Below are 15,989 nucleotides of genomic sequence, written 5' to 3'. Positions count from 1 at the left end.
CCTCCTCAGCTGAGCAGCACAATGCCGCCGGGAAGCGTTTTGGCTTTCACGCCAAAGGCTTGTTCGAGCTGCAGGAGAACCTCGTCGATCCGATCGATATGGAAGCGGCCGTTAATCAGATGGGCGTTCAGCTCGGCATTGACGACGAAGATCCGGCCCGACCGGTACCGGTTCACCTCCTCCACCACCTTGGGCAGGGGCGTGTAACGGAAGATCAGCAATCCCTCTTGCCAGGCCGCCTCGACGGCCGGATCGATCGCGACGATGTCGCTCATGCGCCTCTCGTCATAGGCGATCTGTTGCCTTTCACGAACAATACGGGCGTTTCCCTGATGCTCGACGCGAACCTCGCCGCCGAGACAGGTGACGCGCACCTCGGCTCCGAGGTAGCGCACGTCGAACGAGGCTTGCGTTGCCACCGTTTGACCACTGGAGGCGATCACTGTCACCGGTCTTGACTGCTGCTGGGCCGTCGCGACCGATGCCTGTCCCGTGATCAGCTCGATGCGGCTGGTGTCACCATGATCCGGGCGCAGCGCGATGCTGGTTCGTGTGTCGAGGTTGATCGACACATTGTCGTTCAATGCGAGCTTGCGCTGCTCTCCCGTACCTGTCCGGTAGTCGGCCGCAAGCTCGGACCATGACGGCCAGAGCTCGAGCGGGGGACGCAGCGTCACCGCTCCGACGGCGGCAGCGGCGGTCGCAAGCCCGCCGCCGAGCACCAGCCTGCGGGTCATCACGCGCTTCGCTTCGCCATCAAGCAACATGCCCAGCGACGCGGGGTCATACCGGAGGTTATGGCCGGCTTTGCCAACCGTCTCCCAAAGCTTGCTAGCCTTGGCAAAGGCAATCGCATGGGCAGCGCTCTGCTGGCGCCACAGCTGGAATGCCTCGGCGTCCTCGACTGTCGCGTCTCCGGACGTCAAGCGCCTCACCCAGGCATGTGCCTCCCGCTCCATCGCGCCGAGCCCTATCGTCGATTTGCCGCCTTCGTACGTCATGCGGACTTGCCTCGCCGCGCACGCAAACGGCAGCCTCCGCGGCCGAACCGTCCGCCTATCCACTTGACGTTCGCGATAGCCATCAACCGCACAACTATTTTCCCAGCTTCAGCGCGCAGTGTTCCTGAGCGAGGCGGAGTTCCTTCTCGACCAGGCGCAACGAGACGCCCAGCCGGCTGGCGATCTCCCGCTGCGGCATTCCCTGAAGCCGCGCGGCCAGCAGGATGACCCGGCGGCGCGGTGTCAGTTCCGCGATCGCCTTCTCCAGGGCCTCGATCTCGAAGCGAGCCTCCGTGATCTGACCCGGCCCGGGCGCATCGTCCACAATATGAAGCAGATCCTGAACCTCATTGCGGGCCAGTCGCCGTTTCTCGGCCCGCTGCCGGTCGATTGCGACGTTAAAGGCCATGCGGAACAGATAGGCGGCCGGGCTTTGCACCGACCCCGTCACCTCGGCCCGCCCGAGACGCACATAGGTGTCCTGCAACGCATCGCTGGCAAGCTCCGCCGATCCGAGACGGCGGCTCAGCCGCAGCTTGAGATCGTCGTAGCGGGCAGCGAGGAAGCTGCGCAGCATGGTCCGGGTTGCGTCGCTCATCGCAGCACGCTCAATTCACCCCACCGCTGGTCCGTATTGCGTCGATCCCGGCGCAGTCCTGCGCCCGTTCCGACGCATGCGCCGCAACGACCATCGTGAGGGGTTGCGAGATGCCGGGCGGCGGCACCTCATTCATTCTCAATCCGCGCAGCGTCGTCTCGATCGCGCTGTCGACGCGGTCATCGCCTGTCTTGCTCAAGAGTCTGGTCTGTTGCACGGATCCAGTTGGAGCGATCCAGAACTGCACGGCGATCCGATAGCGGCCCGGCCGCAGCAACATGTTCCTGCAGAAGGCCTCTCGAACGCGCTCCTGCACCACGGCATAATAGCGGGCGCGAATGACCGGATCGCCTTTTCGCGCATCGACGTCGGGCGTCGTCGGCTGCCCGGCAGCCGGAGCCGAGGGCACGATCACCACGGCATTCTCCGACGTCAGGCGGCCGACAAGGCCGGTGCCATTGAGCAATATCTGTAGGGCTTCAGAAGGCGCGAAGACGCCCCTCACCTCGCCTGAGAGCCGGCCAGTCGCAAGCCGCGCATCGTAGAGCACCTCACGCCGCGACGTGGCGCCATAACTTTCCAGTGCGGATGTCAGAGGTTGCGCCGGAATATCGAATGTCAGGCGCGGCGCAGCAGCGATCGGACTCTCCTGCCCCATCGCGACATCGCTGCCCGCGCCCAGCATGCAGACGCAGATCAAAACGCAAAATCGACGAGCGTCTGAGGGGCGCCCTGCCAAGCCCCTCGAAAGATATCCAATGCTCATCGTATCCGCGTCGATTGTTTCCCAAGGGCGGGCGACTGTGTCCAATCTGCAACGTTAGCGTCGAAGTGTGACAGCGGTGCGTAGGCTCATGGAACAGGATCGAGCCTGCTTGGGATGGCAGCACTATTTCTTCAGTTCCGCATAAAGCTGCATCACCCGTTGCGGCAAGACCTCGATACGCGGCACCCGGAGCGCATGGCGCTCGCCGAAAATGCGATCGAGCTGGGGAAATCTGTCCTCACCGATGCCGAAGGCAAAAATATCGGTGCCGCGCCGCCGCAGCTGCTGAGCGGCGCGGCGCGCGTCCTCCACCAGATATTGCGGATCGGGCGCATCGACGTCGGACGGCTCGCCGTCGGTCAGAACCAGCAACACCTTGCGGAATGCGCGTCGTCCCGCGAGGTAGCCCCCGGCGTGGCGCAACGCGGCACCGAGCCGGGTGGAATGGCTGCTGCCAAGGCCCGCGAGACGCGAGCGCACAACGGCGTCCATCGGCTCCTCGAAGCCCTTGATGCGGAGATAGCGCACGCGCTCGCGGCCGTCGGAGCTGAAGCCGTGCACCGCGATCGCGTCATTGGCGGCCTCGACCGCCGTCGCCATGATCGCGGCGGCCTTGCGCTCGACGTCGAGAACCGTCCGGCCGCGACCATCGCGGTCCGCGGTCGATTGCGACAGGTCCAACAGCAGCAGAACGGCAAGATCGCGCGGTCCCGGCGCATCGCGTTGGTAGACCCTGGGCTCGCTGATACTGCCGGCACGGCGCTCGATCGTCAGCGCGATTGCCGCGTCGATGTCGAGCGCGTCGCCGTCGCGCTGGCCCTTGTGTCTGATGCGGCGGCCGATCGAGGCGTCGCGGGTCAACTCGGTGATCCAGCGCATCGCCTCGGCATCCATCGAAGGGTCGAACGGCTGGGCGGATACCGCTGCATCAGCCTCCAGGATCGTGGTCCAGTCCGCCCGCTCGGTGCGCGTCGCATAGTCCCATTCCGGGTAGCTCGCGACCGGAAATCCGTCCAGCAGGGTCACCGCTGCGGCCTTCGCGTGCAGCGTCTCGTCGGAATTTGCGTCGTTGTCGGTGGACTTTCCATCGGCGTCGTCGCGGCGCTCGATCCGTACGGAATCGACTGCAAGTTCGATCGTCTCGGCCGGGCTGTCCGGCTGATCGCCAAAATCCCACAGCGCCAGATTGTCATCGCGATAGGCCGGTTCGACGACGTAGCTCCTGGCGTTGAACTGCAGCCGCATCTGCCCGATGTCGTTGCCGAGCAGCCCGCCGATCTCGCGGCTGATGGCAGGATCAATCCAGCGGTCGGCGGCACCGGCAAACAGAGCCCGCCCCTTGGTCACCCACGCATCCGAATCCTGATAGTCCGGATCGATCAGCGCCCGCGCCAATCGCATCATCAGTCCGGCGGCAGTTGCCTGGCCGCTTGGCGTCGCGCTGTGGAATGGCAACCACAGCCGGCGCAGCCCGGGCATCTCGCGAAGCGCCAGCGTCTCGACCCTGGCATCCTCGATCAGCGAGACCAGCGCGATCTGCAGCGCCTTCAGCCGCCCCACAGGAAAGCGGACGGTGGAGTGCACCAGATGCGCGCCGGCATGCGCGACCGCGGCGAGATAGACGGTGTCCGCCCCCTCGCCCGCGAAGCCGGGAAAGGTCTCCGGGAGCCCGATCAGGCCGGCGGCGAGCGAGGCACGCCGCGGCACCGGCGTCGGTGCAATGGCCAGCTTGCGGAAACGCGGCTTCCTGTTCCACAGCGCGAGCGTGGTTGCGGCGAGGCGCTTTTCCAGCCGTGCAAAATCATCGCCGGTCCGGCCGACCGCGAACAGTCGCACCGAGAGCGGATCGTCGAGCGCGAAATAGGCGCGCCGGCGCGATGCGCGGCCGCCGCTTGCGCGCAAGCCGGCCGAAACCCAGGCGGAAAAGTCGTCGGCCCCGGCGTGCGCGAGCAGCGGTTCCAGCCGGCCGATCGCAAGGCCCACCGATTCCGGGCCTGCATCTGCGAGTTGGCCAAGCGCGGCAAGAACGGCGGCAAGTTCTCCGGCGGCAAGCCGCGGCAGCACTTTGGACAATTCGGTCAGCAAAGCATGGGCCGTGCGGCTTCCGGCACTGCGGCCGATATCGCCCGCGGCGCGTCCGATCGCGATCAGATCATCGGTCGATCGCGGCGCCTGCCATTGCGCCGATAGCTTTAGAAAGCCCAGAACCACGGCCTGGCCGAGGTTGGCCTCGAACAGGTCGTGCACCGCCTCGTCCCAGGCCGCCAGACGATCGAACGCCCCCATCCGGTGCAAGGCGGCCCGCGCCGCCTGCACCGCCACGGCAATCTCATCGTGGCCGCGCAGGAGCTCCGCAAGCCGGCGCCCGGACCGGAAGCCATCGAGCGAACTGATTTGCGCGACCGCCACCTCCGGGCTTCCATTCACGCAGAGGCCGAAATCACGTCTCGCAACGTGTTCCTGGTGTCCGCATCATCGGTCAAGGGAACGACGATCGTGGTCTCGCACGCCTTTTCGAGGCTGATGCCGCATCCGATCAAGCGGCCGGCATTGACCAGCATCCGGGTCGAGGCGCCTTCGTCGAGACCCTGGCCCTTCAGGTTACGGCTGTGCTGAGCGATCTTCACCAGGAGATCGGCGAGGTTCGGTTCGATACCGGCCTCGCGCGACACCACCTCGGTTTCCGCCAACCGGTCGGGATAACTGAAATCCAGCGCCGCAAAGCGTTGCTTGGTGGATTCCTTGAGGTCCTTGATCGCGCTCTGGTAGCCCGGATTGTAGGAAATCACGAGCTGGAAGTCGGAATGCGCGTGGATCAGCTCGCCACGCTTTTCCAGCGGCAGCACACGCCGATCGTCGGTCAAGGGATGGATCACGACCGTCGTGTCCTGGCGCGCCTCGACGATCTCGTCGAGGTAGCAGATCGCGCCGAGACGCACGGCCGTCGTCAGCGGCCCGTCGCTCCACACCGTACCCTCCGCGTCGAGCAGCCAGCGTCCCACCAGATCCGCCGCCGTCATGTCCTCGTGACAGGCGACCGTGATCAGCGGACGGCCGAGCCGCCAGGCCATGTATTCGATGAAGCGGGTCTTGCCGCAGCCGGTGGGGCCTTTCAGCATCACCGGCATGCGGTTCGCATAGGCTGCGCCGAACAATTCGACCTCATCCTTGAGCGGCCGGTAATACGGCTCCTGGCGGATGCGGTACTGGTCGAGCAGCAAAGCGGGATTGGACAAGCTCACGCCTCCCATGATCGCGCAGGCAGCCGTTCGCAATCGATTGAACTCACGATGCGAGCAATTCTTTGAGCTTGGTATCGATGAAGGCGACATCGACCGGATTGGTCCCCGGCCCGCCCGCGAAGTGTCCCCAGATGGACGGCACCGGCACGAACTTGGCGTTCGGCATGTTCGCGACCTCGTTCTCGCTGTCTTCAGGCGGGAAGTAGAGATCGGTCTGCCCCGGCATGACATAGGCCTTGGCCTTGATCGCCTTCAGCGCAGCCTTGAAGTCGCCGTTGTAGATCTCGTTGGCGCTGATGTCGCCATTCTGCCAGGTCCACAGCATGGTGAGCAGGTTGTTGGGATCCTTCGGCAGGAAGAAACCCTCCCAGAACGCCACCAGGAAATCCTCCAGCGACGAAAAGCCCATCGTCTTGATGTCGAGCTGCTCGCGATAGAAGGCCTGCGAAAAGCCCCAGCCAGCATAGACCCGCGCGGCGGCGCGCAGGCCGCGGGCCGGCTTATCGGTGTACCACCCCTCCTTCCACGCCGCATCCGCCGTGAGTGCGGCCTTCACGCCCTCCAGGAACACGTAGTTGTGGCGCGAGCATTTGGCCGAGCCGCAGAACGGCGCCAGCAGATCCATCATGTCGGGATAGAGCGCGCCCCAATGGAACGTCTGCAACGCGCCCATCGACCAGCCGACGACCAGACGGATGTGCTTGATGCCGAATTTCTCGGTCACCAACCGGTGCTGAGCGCGCACATTGTCATAGGCCGTCACCTGCGGAAAACGTGGCCCGTTGTAAGGCTCCGGCGTGTTGCTCGGCGACGACGACAGGCCGTTGCCCAACATGTTGGGAATGATGATGAAGTACTTCGCCGGATCGAGCGCCATGCCCGGCCCGATCAGCCATTCATTGTCGTAGTGCTGGCCGGAGTACCAGGTCGGATAGACGATCACGTTGTCCTTGGCCGCGTTGAGCTGGCCAAACGTCTTGTAGGCGAGCTTGCAGTCGCGGAGGGTCGCACCGCGCTGCAAGGTCAGATTGCCGAGATCATAGATCTGATAGTCGACGCTCATTGATGTACCCTTCTTGCTTGATCGAGCTTGTCGCTTACGCCGGGCGTGCCACCTTTTCAGTGGACGATTCCACCCGCGCGATCGCCCCGTACACGATGCCGGCGACCAGCGCGGCTGATATCGCAGTGGACAGCCCCGGCATCAGATTTTCAACCGCAAATGCGCACAGCGACCCGATGCCCCAGGCGATGAAAGGCTTCGCGCGCCAGTCGACGTCCGCACGCGACCCGGTGCGCAACAGATACTGATCGACCAGGATGATCGCACCGATCGGCGGCACGAGGATGCCGAGCAGCGACAGCCACTGGATGAAGAACGCCCAGACGTTGCCCGCGGCCACCACGATGCCGATGGCGCCGAGGATCACGGCCATCAGCCGCATGTTGGTCCCGAGAATGCGCGACCAGCCGGTGGCCGCATTGTAAAGGCAGTGCGAGCAGACCGAGCCGAGATTGGCGTAGAGGAAGATAAAGGCGAGAATGCTGAGCCAGGTGAGCTGCTTGCCGTTCATGTAGCCGAACATGTTGTCGACGCCGAACGGATTGGCGTTCGGCACCGCAAGCGCAGCCGTCATCACGCCGCCGACCAGCATCGCCACCAGATTGGCGAACGGGAACGCACTGAACGTGGCGAACAGCGATGCCCGCGGGCTCGGCGCCCAGCGGTTGAAGTCCGCGGTCACCGTGCCGGCGTCAATGAACAGCGCAAGCACCACCGTGAGGCCGACGCCCATCGACATGCTGGCGACTCCGTTGTTGCCGGCATAGCTGAAGATCGCCGCTGCCGTCGTGGTCGAGGCTGCATCGGCCGCGACCCAGAGGCCGAGCACGACAAACAACGGCACCGACGCCAGCCCGATATAGTGCAACCCCTTCACGCCGACGAAGGTGATGCCGATATAGAGCACGCCCGCGACGATGGTCATCGCCACATAATTGAGGCCGTAGGTCGAGGAGATCAATGCGCCGGTGATGCCGGTCTGCACCGCGTACCAGCCGAGCAGCAGGGTCGACAGCAGGCCCGACGCCAGCACATAACCCTTCTTCCCGAACACAATGCTCGCGATCAGCGCGAAGTTCATGCCGCGCCTGGTGCCGATCAGGCCGAGCGCGCCCACATAGGCGAACATGATCAGATTGCCGATGATCATGGCAACCAGTGCATTCTTGAAGCCCATGCCCAGCACCAGCAGCGATCCCGTCATTGCGCCGGTGATGATCATCGGAAAGCCCAGCCACACCATGGTAACCGAGAAGGCGCTGCGCCGGGCACTGATCGGCACCGGCTCATGCTCGAACTCGTGACCGAGAAGGTCGTCGATCTGCCCCTCGGTCTGTTGCACCAGTCCGCTATTTGCTTCGCTGCTCATGGTAACCCCCGTTTCCCGCTGCAACAGTTTCAGAACCGCGCCGGCGCGAATGATCGCGCCGGCACAGCTCGGCTTTTCTGATCAACGATGTGCGACTTTCTGGTTCGGAATGCCCTCGATCGGACATTCGTCGGTCCCGACGGTCGGACGCGTCATGGCTTCAACCATCTCCCGCGTACCTTCGGGGTCCGTGATCCAGTTCTTGTAGAAGGTGTACGGGCAGACCGCGTGGCCGCGATCGCCCTCTCCGGAGTTGATCAGGCCGGTATAGCCGCGGTGCATCAGCTTGAAGAGATGGTTCTGCGACTGCATGTTGCGGCGGGCGTCGCGGATCAGCGACACCGAGAGCTGGGCGTACTGGATGCCGTTCTCCTCGGTGCCGCATTCGCCGAGCGTCCGGCCGTCGAAGCCGATGAGCGCGGAATGGCCGAAGTAGGAATAGACGCCGTCGAAGCCGGATGCGTTGGCGACCGCGACGTAGCAGTTGTTGGCCCAGGCCATCGATTTCGAGATCTGGATCTGCTGCTCCTTGGCCGGATACATGTAGCCCTGGCAGCGGACGATCAGCTCGGCGCCGCGCATTGCGCAGTCACGCCAGATCTCCGGGTAGTTGCCGTCGTCGCAGATGATCAGGCTGATCTTCAGGCCCTTCGGCCCTTCCGAGACATAGGTGCAATCGCCGGGATACCACCCTTCGATCGGCACCCACGGCATGATCTTGCGATACTTCTGGACGATCTCGCCCTTGTCGTTCATCAGGATCAGCGTGTTGTACGGCGCCTTGTTGGGATGCTCCTCGTGGCGCTCGCCGGTCAGCGAGAATACGCCCCAGACCTTCGCCTTGCGGCAGGCATCGGCGAAGATGCGGGTTTCCTCGCCCGGCACCGACGAGGCCGTCTCGTACATCTCCTTGGAGTCGTACATGATGCCGTGGGTCGAGTATTCCGGGAAGATCACGAGATCCATGCCCGGCAGACCGAGCTTCATGCCCTCGACCATCTTGGCGATGTTGCGCGCGTTATCCAGCACCTCGGCCTTGGTGTGCAGACGCGGCATCTTGTAATTGACCACGGCGACGCCGACCGTGTCCTTGCTGCTCGATATATCTCCATGCAACATGTCTCGACTCCCTTTCTGAACGATAATTCCCGCTACACGGCCATGTGCAGCTGGATGAGATCATCGGTGAGTTCACCGATCGCGCCCTTGGCGACGACGCGTCCCTTTTCGAGCAACGCGAAGCGGTGGGACGCGCGCCGCGCGAACGCGACATTCTGTTCGACCAGCACCACCGTGATGCCGCGCTCGCGATTGAGCTTGACGATCACGTCCTCGATCTGCTCGACGATGTTCGGCTGGATGCCCTCGGTCGGCTCGTCCAGCAGGATGACCTTGGGCTGGGCAAGCAGCGCGCGTGCGATCGCAAGCTGCTGCTGCTGACCGCCGGAGAGATTGCCGCCGTAGCGGTTGAGAAAATCCTTGAGCACCGGAAACAGCTCGAGCACCCACTCCTCGATGCCGTTGGCCGATTTCGCGGCGAAGGTTCCTAGCGTCAAATTCTCCCGCACGGTGAAGCGCGGCAGGATGCCGCGGCCCTGCGGCACATAGGCGATGCCGGCCTTGGCGCGCTGATGGGTCCGCAACGGCGAGATGTCGGCGCCGTCGAGCGACAGGCGTCCGGTGCACCGGTCCATCAGGCCAAGGATGCTGCGCATCAGCGTGGTCTTGCCGACGCCGTTACGGCCGAGCACCGACAGGAATTCGCCGTTGCCGACCATCAGGTTGATGCCCTGCAGGGCGCGGCTGTTGCCATAGAAAGCGTCGACGTCGGTCAGCTCAAGCATGGCTGATGCCTCCCGATCCGAGATAGGCGCGGCGCACTTCTGGATGCGCTTCCACTTCCGCTGCGGTGCCCTCGGCCAGCATCTGGCCCATATGCATCACCGAGATAATGTCGCCGATCGCCTTGACGAAGCCCATGTCGTGCTCGACCACGATCAGCGTGTGCTTGCCCTTCAGCCGTGCGAACAGTTCGGCGGTCTTGCGGGTTTCCTGCGCCGTCATACCGGCGGTCGGCTCGTCCATCAGGATCAGCTCGGCGTCCTGGGCGACCAGCATGCCGATCTCCAGCCACTGGGTCTGGCCGTGCGACAGATAGGCGGCCGGCCGGTCGAGCTGTTCGGTGAGCCCGACCAGTTCGGCGAGACGTTCGATGTCGTCGCGCCCGGCATTGCCGATACTCCAGCGCAGATTGCCGAACACGGAGGTGCGGCGCGCCCGCGCCACTTCGAGATTGTCGCTGACCGAGAGCTCGCGGAAGACGCTCGGCACCTGGAACTTGCGGCCGACACCGGCGCGGGCGATCTCGTATTCCTCGAGCTCCTGCAGCGCGGTGCCGTCAAAGCTGACGGTGCCGGCGCTCGGCTTGACCTTGCCGCAGATGATGTCCAGCGCCGTGGTCTTGCCGGCGCCGTTCGGCCCGATCAGGCAGCGCAGCTCGCCCTTGCGCACGCTCATGTTGAGCGAATTGAGCGCCTTGAAACCGTTGAAGCTGACCGAGACGTCGCGGAGATCGAGATGGGAGCTCATGTGCTGCCCTCCGTCTGGCTGACGCCTCGTGCGACGGCGCCGCTGGCGGCCTGTCTGCGCTGGGCCACCCAGCGCCAGGTGGCCTGTGCGAGGCCGGCGAGCCCCTTCGGCAGGAACAGCACCACGAGTACGAACAGCGCGCCCATCACCAGCGTCCAGGTTTCCAGGAACGCCGCGGATTCCGACAGCGCGCCCTGCATGCCCGCGACCAGCACCGCGCCGAGGAATGCCCCGACCAGGCTTTGCCTGCCGCCGACGGCGCACCACACCACCACCGAGAGCGAGAGCTGCACGCCGAGGAAGGTCGGCGAGGCAAACTCCATCACCACCGTGTAGAGCATGCCGGCGAGGCCTGCGATCGCAGCCGACAGCGCGAATACGAAGATCTGGTAAAGCGCGACGTCGTAGCCGAAGTAGCGCACCCGGCTTTCGTGGTCGCGGATCGCCTGCACGATCAGGCCGGCCCTGGACTTGGTGAAGGCAAAGGCAACCAGCAGGCTGAGCAGCACACATCCGGCAACGAGATAGTAGGTCGCGCGGCCGTAGGCATCGAACGCGACGCCGAACAGCTCGAGCTGGGCGAGATCGGTGATGCCGTTGAAGCCGCCGGTGTAGCTCTGCTGGTCGATGATCACGAGATTGATCACCACCATGGTGGCGAGCGTGATGATCGAGACGTAGACGCCGGTGACGCGCCCCCGGAACATGAACCAGCCGAGTCCCGCCGCAACCAGCGCCGGCACGAGCAGGCCCGCGGCGATGGCGAAGCTGAGCGACCGGAACGGCTCCCAGAACCATGGCAGATGCTGGACATTGTTCCAGACCATGAAGTCCGGCAGTCCGCTGGCCCCCGTATGCACCGGCACGGTCTTGAGCTTCAGCGCCATCGCCATGGCGTAGGAGCCGAGCCCGAAGCTCATCGCCTGGCCGAGATTGAGGATGCCGCCGAAGCCCCAGGACAGCCCGAGCGATATCGTGAGGATGCCCAGCACGAGATAGCGCGCGACCTTGTTGAGCAGGAAGTCATTGTTGAGCAGCACCGGGAGCGCGAACACCAGCGCGGAAACGATGAGCAACGGTGCAAGTTGCGCGATCAGGCGCTGCAATCCGGTGGAGTTAGAAATATTCGAAGGCATAGATGAGCGATCTGTCTCAGGCCCGCACGCGTGCGGTGAAAAGCCCCTCGGGGCGGAAACGGATGAGCACGACGATGGCGAGCAGCACGATCGTCTTGGCCACCGTGTCGTTTTGCAGGAAGGCGATGCCGCCGGAGAGCTCGCCGAGGATGAAGGCGCTCGCCACGGTGCCGGCGAGGCTCTGCACGCCGCCGAGCACGACCACCATGAAGGCGTCGACCACGTAGCCGGTGCCCATATCGGGCGACACGCTCTTGAGCGGCGACACCAGCGCGCCGGCAAGTCCGGCAAGGCCCGCGCCATAGGCAAAGGTCAGCGCATAGACCCGCTTGGCGTTGATGCCGAACGAGGCGGCAACCGAGCGGTCCTGGATGATGGCACGCAGCTTCATCCCGACCGTGGTGCGGTTCATGAGCAACCAGGTCGCCCCGAACAGCGCGATCGACACGACGAACAGGAACACCCGATACGACGATATCGGGATGCCGAACACGTCCATGCTGTCGGCCAGCGCCGGCGGCAATTGCACATAGCGGAGTTCGCTGCCGACCATCAGCCGCACCGCCTGCTGCAGCATGATGCCGACGCCCCAGGTGGCGAGGATCGTGTCGAGCGGCCGGTTGTTGAGCAGGCTCAGGACGTAGCGTTCGATGACCCAGCCGAACGTGGCCACCACCAGGAAGATCGGAACGAGGCTCGCGAGCAGGCCGAGCCCGAGATAGGTGTGGAACACCCAGGCGGCGTAAGCGCCGAGCATCACGAACTCGCCATGCGCGAGATTGATGATGCCCATCGAGCCGTAGATGATCGACAGTCCCAGCGCGACCAGCAGCAGGATCGACCCGATGCTGAGGCCGGTGACAATTTGTTCGATGAATTGGTCCACGTCGGGATCCGCTTTCGATGTTCGTTTGGGCGCCTGCGCCCCTCGCATGTGTGCGAGAGGCCGCTTTCGTTGCCGGAAGCCGGCCGCCGGCGCCGCACGCCGACGGCCGTCGTCAGCCCCCGTCAGCTCTTCTCGACCAGGCCCTTCTCGGTGCAGGACTGCCCGGGATAGGCCGCGTACGGCACCGGCTTCAGCCAATCCTTGGCCTCGACGAGAATCTCGAACTGGCCGTTCGACTTCGCCTGCGCGATCTTGGGCCACAGCCAGGTGTGCAGATTCTCCGACTCGATCCGGACCTTGCCCTGCGGCGCGATCACTTCCTGGCCCTTGACCGCGTCGCGGATGTTCGGCGGCGTGAGATCGCTGGTCGCAAGCTTCTCGACCGCCTGCTTGAACAGATAGGTCTGGAAGTAGCAGGCCTCAGAGACGAAATGCGTCACCTTGTCGGCGCCCCAGCGCTTCTTGTAGGCCTCGACGAATTTCTCGTTCTCAGGCGACTTGTGCACCATGAAGTACGGCGCCGAGGTGAAATGACCGGCGGCAGCTTCTCCGCCCATCGCCGCGACCTCGTTCTCGGAGGTCGTCAGGCTCGCCATCGGCATCTTCTCGGGATCGAGACCGGCCGCCTTGTACTGACGATGCAGTGCGACCACGGAATCGCCGACCACGGTGGAGAAGATCACGTTCGGCTGCGTCGAGCGGATCTTGTTGATGACGGAAGAGAATTCGGAATGGCCGAGCGGCACATATTCTTCCGCCACGACCTCGCCGCCGAGCTTCTCGAGCAGCTTCTTGCAGTAGTTGTTCTCTTCCTTCGGATAGATGTAGTTGGAGCCGATCAGATAGAACTTCTTGCCGAACTTCTTGACCAGCCAGGGCACGAACTCGTCCTGCTGCTGGTTCGGCACCGCGCCGGTGTAGATGACGTTCTTCGAGCACTCGCGGCCCTCATAGAGCGTCGGATACCAATAGAGATTGTTCTGCCGCTCGAAGACCGGAAGCACCGCCTTGCGGCTCGCCGAGGTATAGGAGCCGAACACGCTGACGCATTTGTCGCCGACGACGAGCTTGCGGGCCTTCTCCGAGAACGTCGCCGGATCCGACGCAGGATCCTCGACGATCGGCACGATCTTGCTGCCCTTGATGCCGCCGGCGGCGTTGATTTCCTCGATCGCAAGCAGCGTCGCCTTGTTGAGCGATTCCTCGATGATCGCGGTCGTTCCCGTCAGCGAGAACAGCACGCCGACCTTGATCTCGCCGCCCGCGGCGTAAGCGAGGTCGGCGTTCTTGATCCAGATATGCGGCAGTCCGGCGCCGGCAAATGCGCCAAGCGCCGCGGTATTCCTCAGCAAAGTCCGCCGTGAAATGCTCATCCCTAGCTCCCTTCAGGACTGAAAAAACAAAAAAGCCCTCCCGATGCGCGCTTACGCGAGCATTGGGAGGGCTTTGTTGCCGGTTGTGTCGAAGGCGGCGCTGTCGCCGCCAGCCCCGCTATTGGGGCTTACTGTTGATGATCGTAGCCAAGCAGTTCGAACGAGTCAACAATCGCCGCGGCGACTGCACTTGCCGACACGCGACGATCCATCGCCTGTCGTCTGATGAAGCCATAGGCTTCGGTTTCCGGCATTTGGCGCGTCGCCATCAGGATGGCCTTGGCGCGTTCCACCGTGCGCATCGAGCGCAGATTGTCGTCGAGCTTCTCGATCTTGCTGCGAAGCCGCCGTTCGTAGCTGAACTGGCTGCGCGCCAGCACGAGGCTGGACAACACTGCATTCTGCGTGAAAGGCCGCGGCAGAACGGCGTTGGGCGTTGCGTGACACAGCGCATCGGCGTGAACGGCTTCCGTCGCCGGCAGGATCACGACCAGCGCGGAACGCGCATCGCCTGGAATCCACGGCAAGCGCCGCGCCAGATCCGGTGAATATTCGCAGTACACCACGTCGGCATCGGCCGGCACGCTCTCCGGCATCGGCCAGACCTGGCGCACCCGCATCCTGAATCGCTGCAATTCGCGCAACAACATGCCGACCTGATCGTCGACCGGCGCAACCACGACGGCCGACAGATCGGCAAGTTCCTGAACCATGGTCTTGCGTCCGCCGACGTCTCGGCTCAGCGACGGCTTACGCGACTGCTCGTTCATTGGACGCTTCCTGTTTGCGTTGCACGACCATACCCGATCAGGAACGGATCTGCATGCACCGGCTCCTTCGACTGGCTGACCACATCGAACTGTCCCTGGCGGTTGGCGCGCCCGATGCGTGTCCACAGATCGGTATGGCCCGACATCGGGTTGACGGTGACGGCACCTTGCGGTGCATCAAAGCTGGTGCCGAACACCATGGAGCGGAGCACTTCCGTGTCGAGCGAATTGACCTGCTCGAGCGCTTTCGCAAACAGATGCAGCTGGAAATAGGATGCCTCGGCGCACATGTTGGTAGAGATGTCGGCGCCGAACCGCTTCTTGAAGCGCTGCACAAACGCGCTGTTGGCGCTGCCCTCGACGCCCTGGAAATAGGATGCCGCGGTGACGTGTCCTTCGCCGACGTCGAAGCCCATGGCGGCGATTTCGGCTTCCGTCGTGGTCAGGCTGGCGATCGGCACTTGCTTTGGATCGAGCCCGACATTCGCGTAGGCCTGATAGAGGAAGACCGTGCCTTCCCCCACGACGGTCGAGAAGATCACGTCGGGCCTGACCCGCTTGATGTCCTGGATGATCGGGACAAAGTCCTGCCAGCGCGCGTAGACATTGACGTAGCGCTCACCCACGACCGAGCCGCCATTGCTCTTCAGCAGCTCCCGCATCACCCGGTTGGACTCGCGCGGATAGATGTAGTCCGACCCCACGAAATAAAATCGTGTTCCGAACGTATCCATCAAATAGCGGCACAGCGCGAGGCTGTTCTGATTCGGCGAGGCGCCGGTGTAGATGACGTTCGGCGACGCCTCGAAACCCTCATACAGCGTCGGGTACCAAAGCAGGCCGTTCAGCCGTTCGACCACCGGCAGCACCGCTTTGCGGCTCGACGAGGTGTAGCAGCCGAATATAGTGCTGACCTGATCCTCCACCATCAACCGTTTGGCGTAGTGGCCATAGGCGGCCGAGTCCGAGCCAGGGTCGTAGGCGACGGGAACCAGCTCGCGGCCGCAGACCCCGCCTCCCTCGTTCACCTCCTCGATCGCAAGCTGCGTGCCCTGATACTGGGTCTCCTCGATCACCGACATGAAGCCGGTTCGCGAGAACAGCACGCCTATCCGCCACGGAGCGGAGGTCGCTTGGGTAAGGTTCGACATGATCAGGCCCTCGACAGAATTGGAGGGACGAGAGGGATTATTGTT

15 protein-coding genes are annotated in these 15,989 nt (G+C 63.9%); all 15 read right to left on the bottom strand.

Annotated features, from left to right (window positions below; translation table 11 throughout):
- Positions 1-5: 5 nt before the first annotated feature.
- A complete protein-coding gene (locus JQ573_RS08715) occupies positions 6-1,001 on the bottom strand; it encodes a FecR domain-containing protein (RefSeq protein ID WP_212310845.1) in 996 nt (331 codons plus the stop codon).
- Positions 1,002-1,095: 94 nt separating this feature from the next.
- A complete protein-coding gene (locus JQ573_RS08710) occupies positions 1,096-1,599 on the bottom strand; it encodes an RNA polymerase sigma factor (protein WP_212310846.1) in 504 nt (167 codons plus the stop codon).
- A 10-nt stretch (positions 1,600-1,609) separates the two neighbouring features.
- Positions 1,610-2,410, bottom strand: a complete 801-nt coding sequence (locus JQ573_RS08705) for a TonB C-terminal domain-containing protein (RefSeq protein ID WP_212310847.1) — start codon at positions 2,408-2,410, stop codon at positions 1,610-1,612.
- A gap of 78 nt (positions 2,411-2,488) precedes the next feature.
- A complete protein-coding gene (locus JQ573_RS40740; protein WP_212310848.1) occupies positions 2,489-4,774 on the bottom strand; it encodes a VWA domain-containing protein in 2,286 nt (761 codons plus the stop codon).
- Positions 4,775-4,788: 14 nt separating this feature from the next.
- Positions 4,789-5,601 carry a CbbQ/NirQ/NorQ/GpvN family protein gene (locus JQ573_RS08695; RefSeq protein ID WP_283815046.1) on the bottom strand — a complete coding sequence of 271 codons (813 nt, stop codon included), beginning with the start codon at positions 5,599-5,601 and terminating at the stop codon, positions 4,789-4,791.
- Positions 5,602-5,650: 49 nt separating this feature from the next.
- The gene (locus tag JQ573_RS08690; RefSeq protein ID WP_212310850.1) at positions 5,651-6,670 is read right to left on the bottom strand and encodes an alpha/beta fold hydrolase; all 1,020 of its coding nucleotides are present in this window, start codon (positions 6,668-6,670) and stop codon (positions 5,651-5,653) included.
- Between the two features lie 34 nt (positions 6,671-6,704).
- A complete protein-coding gene (locus tag JQ573_RS08685) occupies positions 6,705-8,039 on the bottom strand; it encodes a cytosine permease (protein WP_212310851.1) in 1,335 nt (444 codons plus the stop codon).
- Between the two features lie 81 nt (positions 8,040-8,120).
- Positions 8,121-9,158: an aliphatic amidase gene (locus JQ573_RS08680; protein ID WP_092125395.1), complete on the bottom strand. Its 1,038-nt coding sequence runs from the start codon at positions 9,156-9,158 to the stop codon at positions 8,121-8,123.
- Between the two features lie 32 nt (positions 9,159-9,190).
- Positions 9,191-9,883: an urea ABC transporter ATP-binding subunit UrtE gene (gene urtE / locus JQ573_RS08675; protein ID WP_092125394.1), complete on the bottom strand. Its 693-nt coding sequence runs from the start codon at positions 9,881-9,883 to the stop codon at positions 9,191-9,193.
- A complete protein-coding gene (gene urtD / locus JQ573_RS08670; protein ID WP_212310852.1) occupies positions 9,876-10,628 on the bottom strand; it encodes an urea ABC transporter ATP-binding protein UrtD in 753 nt (250 codons plus the stop codon). The genes urtE and urtD overlap by 8 nt, the downstream gene beginning before the upstream one ends.
- Entirely contained in the window at positions 10,625-11,764 is a 1,140-nt protein-coding gene (urtC, locus tag JQ573_RS08665) for an urea ABC transporter permease subunit UrtC (RefSeq protein ID WP_212310853.1), read from the bottom strand. Before urtC ends, urtD begins: the two co-directional genes overlap by 4 nt.
- Positions 11,765-11,780: 16 nt before the next feature.
- Positions 11,781-12,650, bottom strand: a complete 870-nt coding sequence (gene urtB, locus JQ573_RS08660) for an urea ABC transporter permease subunit UrtB (RefSeq protein ID WP_212310854.1) — start codon at positions 12,648-12,650, stop codon at positions 11,781-11,783.
- Positions 12,651-12,772: 122 nt separating this feature from the next.
- Positions 12,773-14,023, bottom strand: coding sequence for a transporter substrate-binding domain-containing protein (locus JQ573_RS08655; RefSeq protein ID WP_249131266.1), 1,251 nt, complete (start codon positions 14,021-14,023; stop codon positions 12,773-12,775).
- Between the two features lie 128 nt (positions 14,024-14,151).
- Positions 14,152-14,793: an ANTAR domain-containing response regulator gene (locus JQ573_RS08650; protein ID WP_092125390.1), complete on the bottom strand. Its 642-nt coding sequence runs from the start codon at positions 14,791-14,793 to the stop codon at positions 14,152-14,154.
- A complete protein-coding gene (locus JQ573_RS08645; RefSeq protein ID WP_212310855.1) occupies positions 14,790-15,944 on the bottom strand; it encodes a transporter substrate-binding domain-containing protein in 1,155 nt (384 codons plus the stop codon). The genes JQ573_RS08650 and JQ573_RS08645 overlap by 4 nt, the downstream gene beginning before the upstream one ends.
- Positions 15,945-15,989 lie beyond the last annotated feature (45 nt).

Origin of the sequence: Bradyrhizobium sp. AUGA SZCCT0105, assembly GCF_018129565.1 — a bacterium.
Classification (GTDB): domain Bacteria; phylum Pseudomonadota; class Alphaproteobacteria; order Rhizobiales; family Xanthobacteraceae; genus Bradyrhizobium.
This window is presented reverse-complemented; position numbering and strand designations above follow the sequence as displayed.

Coding starts and splice junctions, on each gene's coding strand:
- urtE (WP_092125394.1), bottom strand. CDS start 9,883: ATGCTTGAGCTGACCGACGTCGACGCTTTCTATGGCAACAGCCGCGCC.
- JQ573_RS08690 (WP_212310850.1), bottom strand. CDS start 6,670: ATGAGCGTCGACTATCAGATCTATGATCTCGGCAATCTGACCTTGCAG.
- JQ573_RS08655 (WP_249131266.1), bottom strand. CDS start 14,023: ATGAGCATTTCACGGCGGACTTTGCTGAGGAATACCGCGGCGCTTGGC.
- JQ573_RS08680 (WP_092125395.1), bottom strand. CDS start 9,158: ATGTTGCATGGAGATATATCGAGCAGCAAGGACACGGTCGGCGTCGCC.
- JQ573_RS08650 (WP_092125390.1), bottom strand. CDS start 14,793: ATGAACGAGCAGTCGCGTAAGCCGTCGCTGAGCCGAGACGTCGGCGGA.
- JQ573_RS08685 (WP_212310851.1), bottom strand. CDS start 8,039: ATGAGCAGCGAAGCAAATAGCGGACTGGTGCAACAGACCGAGGGGCAG.
- JQ573_RS08715 (WP_212310845.1), bottom strand. CDS start 1,001: ATGACGTACGAAGGCGGCAAATCGACGATAGGGCTCGGCGCGATGGAG.
- urtC (WP_212310853.1), bottom strand. CDS start 11,764: ATGCCTTCGAATATTTCTAACTCCACCGGATTGCAGCGCCTGATCGCG.
- JQ573_RS08710 (WP_212310846.1), bottom strand. CDS start 1,599: ATGAGCGACGCAACCCGGACCATGCTGCGCAGCTTCCTCGCTGCCCGC.
- JQ573_RS08645 (WP_212310855.1), bottom strand. CDS start 15,944: ATGTCGAACCTTACCCAAGCGACCTCCGCTCCGTGGCGGATAGGCGTG.
- urtD (WP_212310852.1), bottom strand. CDS start 10,628: ATGAGCTCCCATCTCGATCTCCGCGACGTCTCGGTCAGCTTCAACGGT.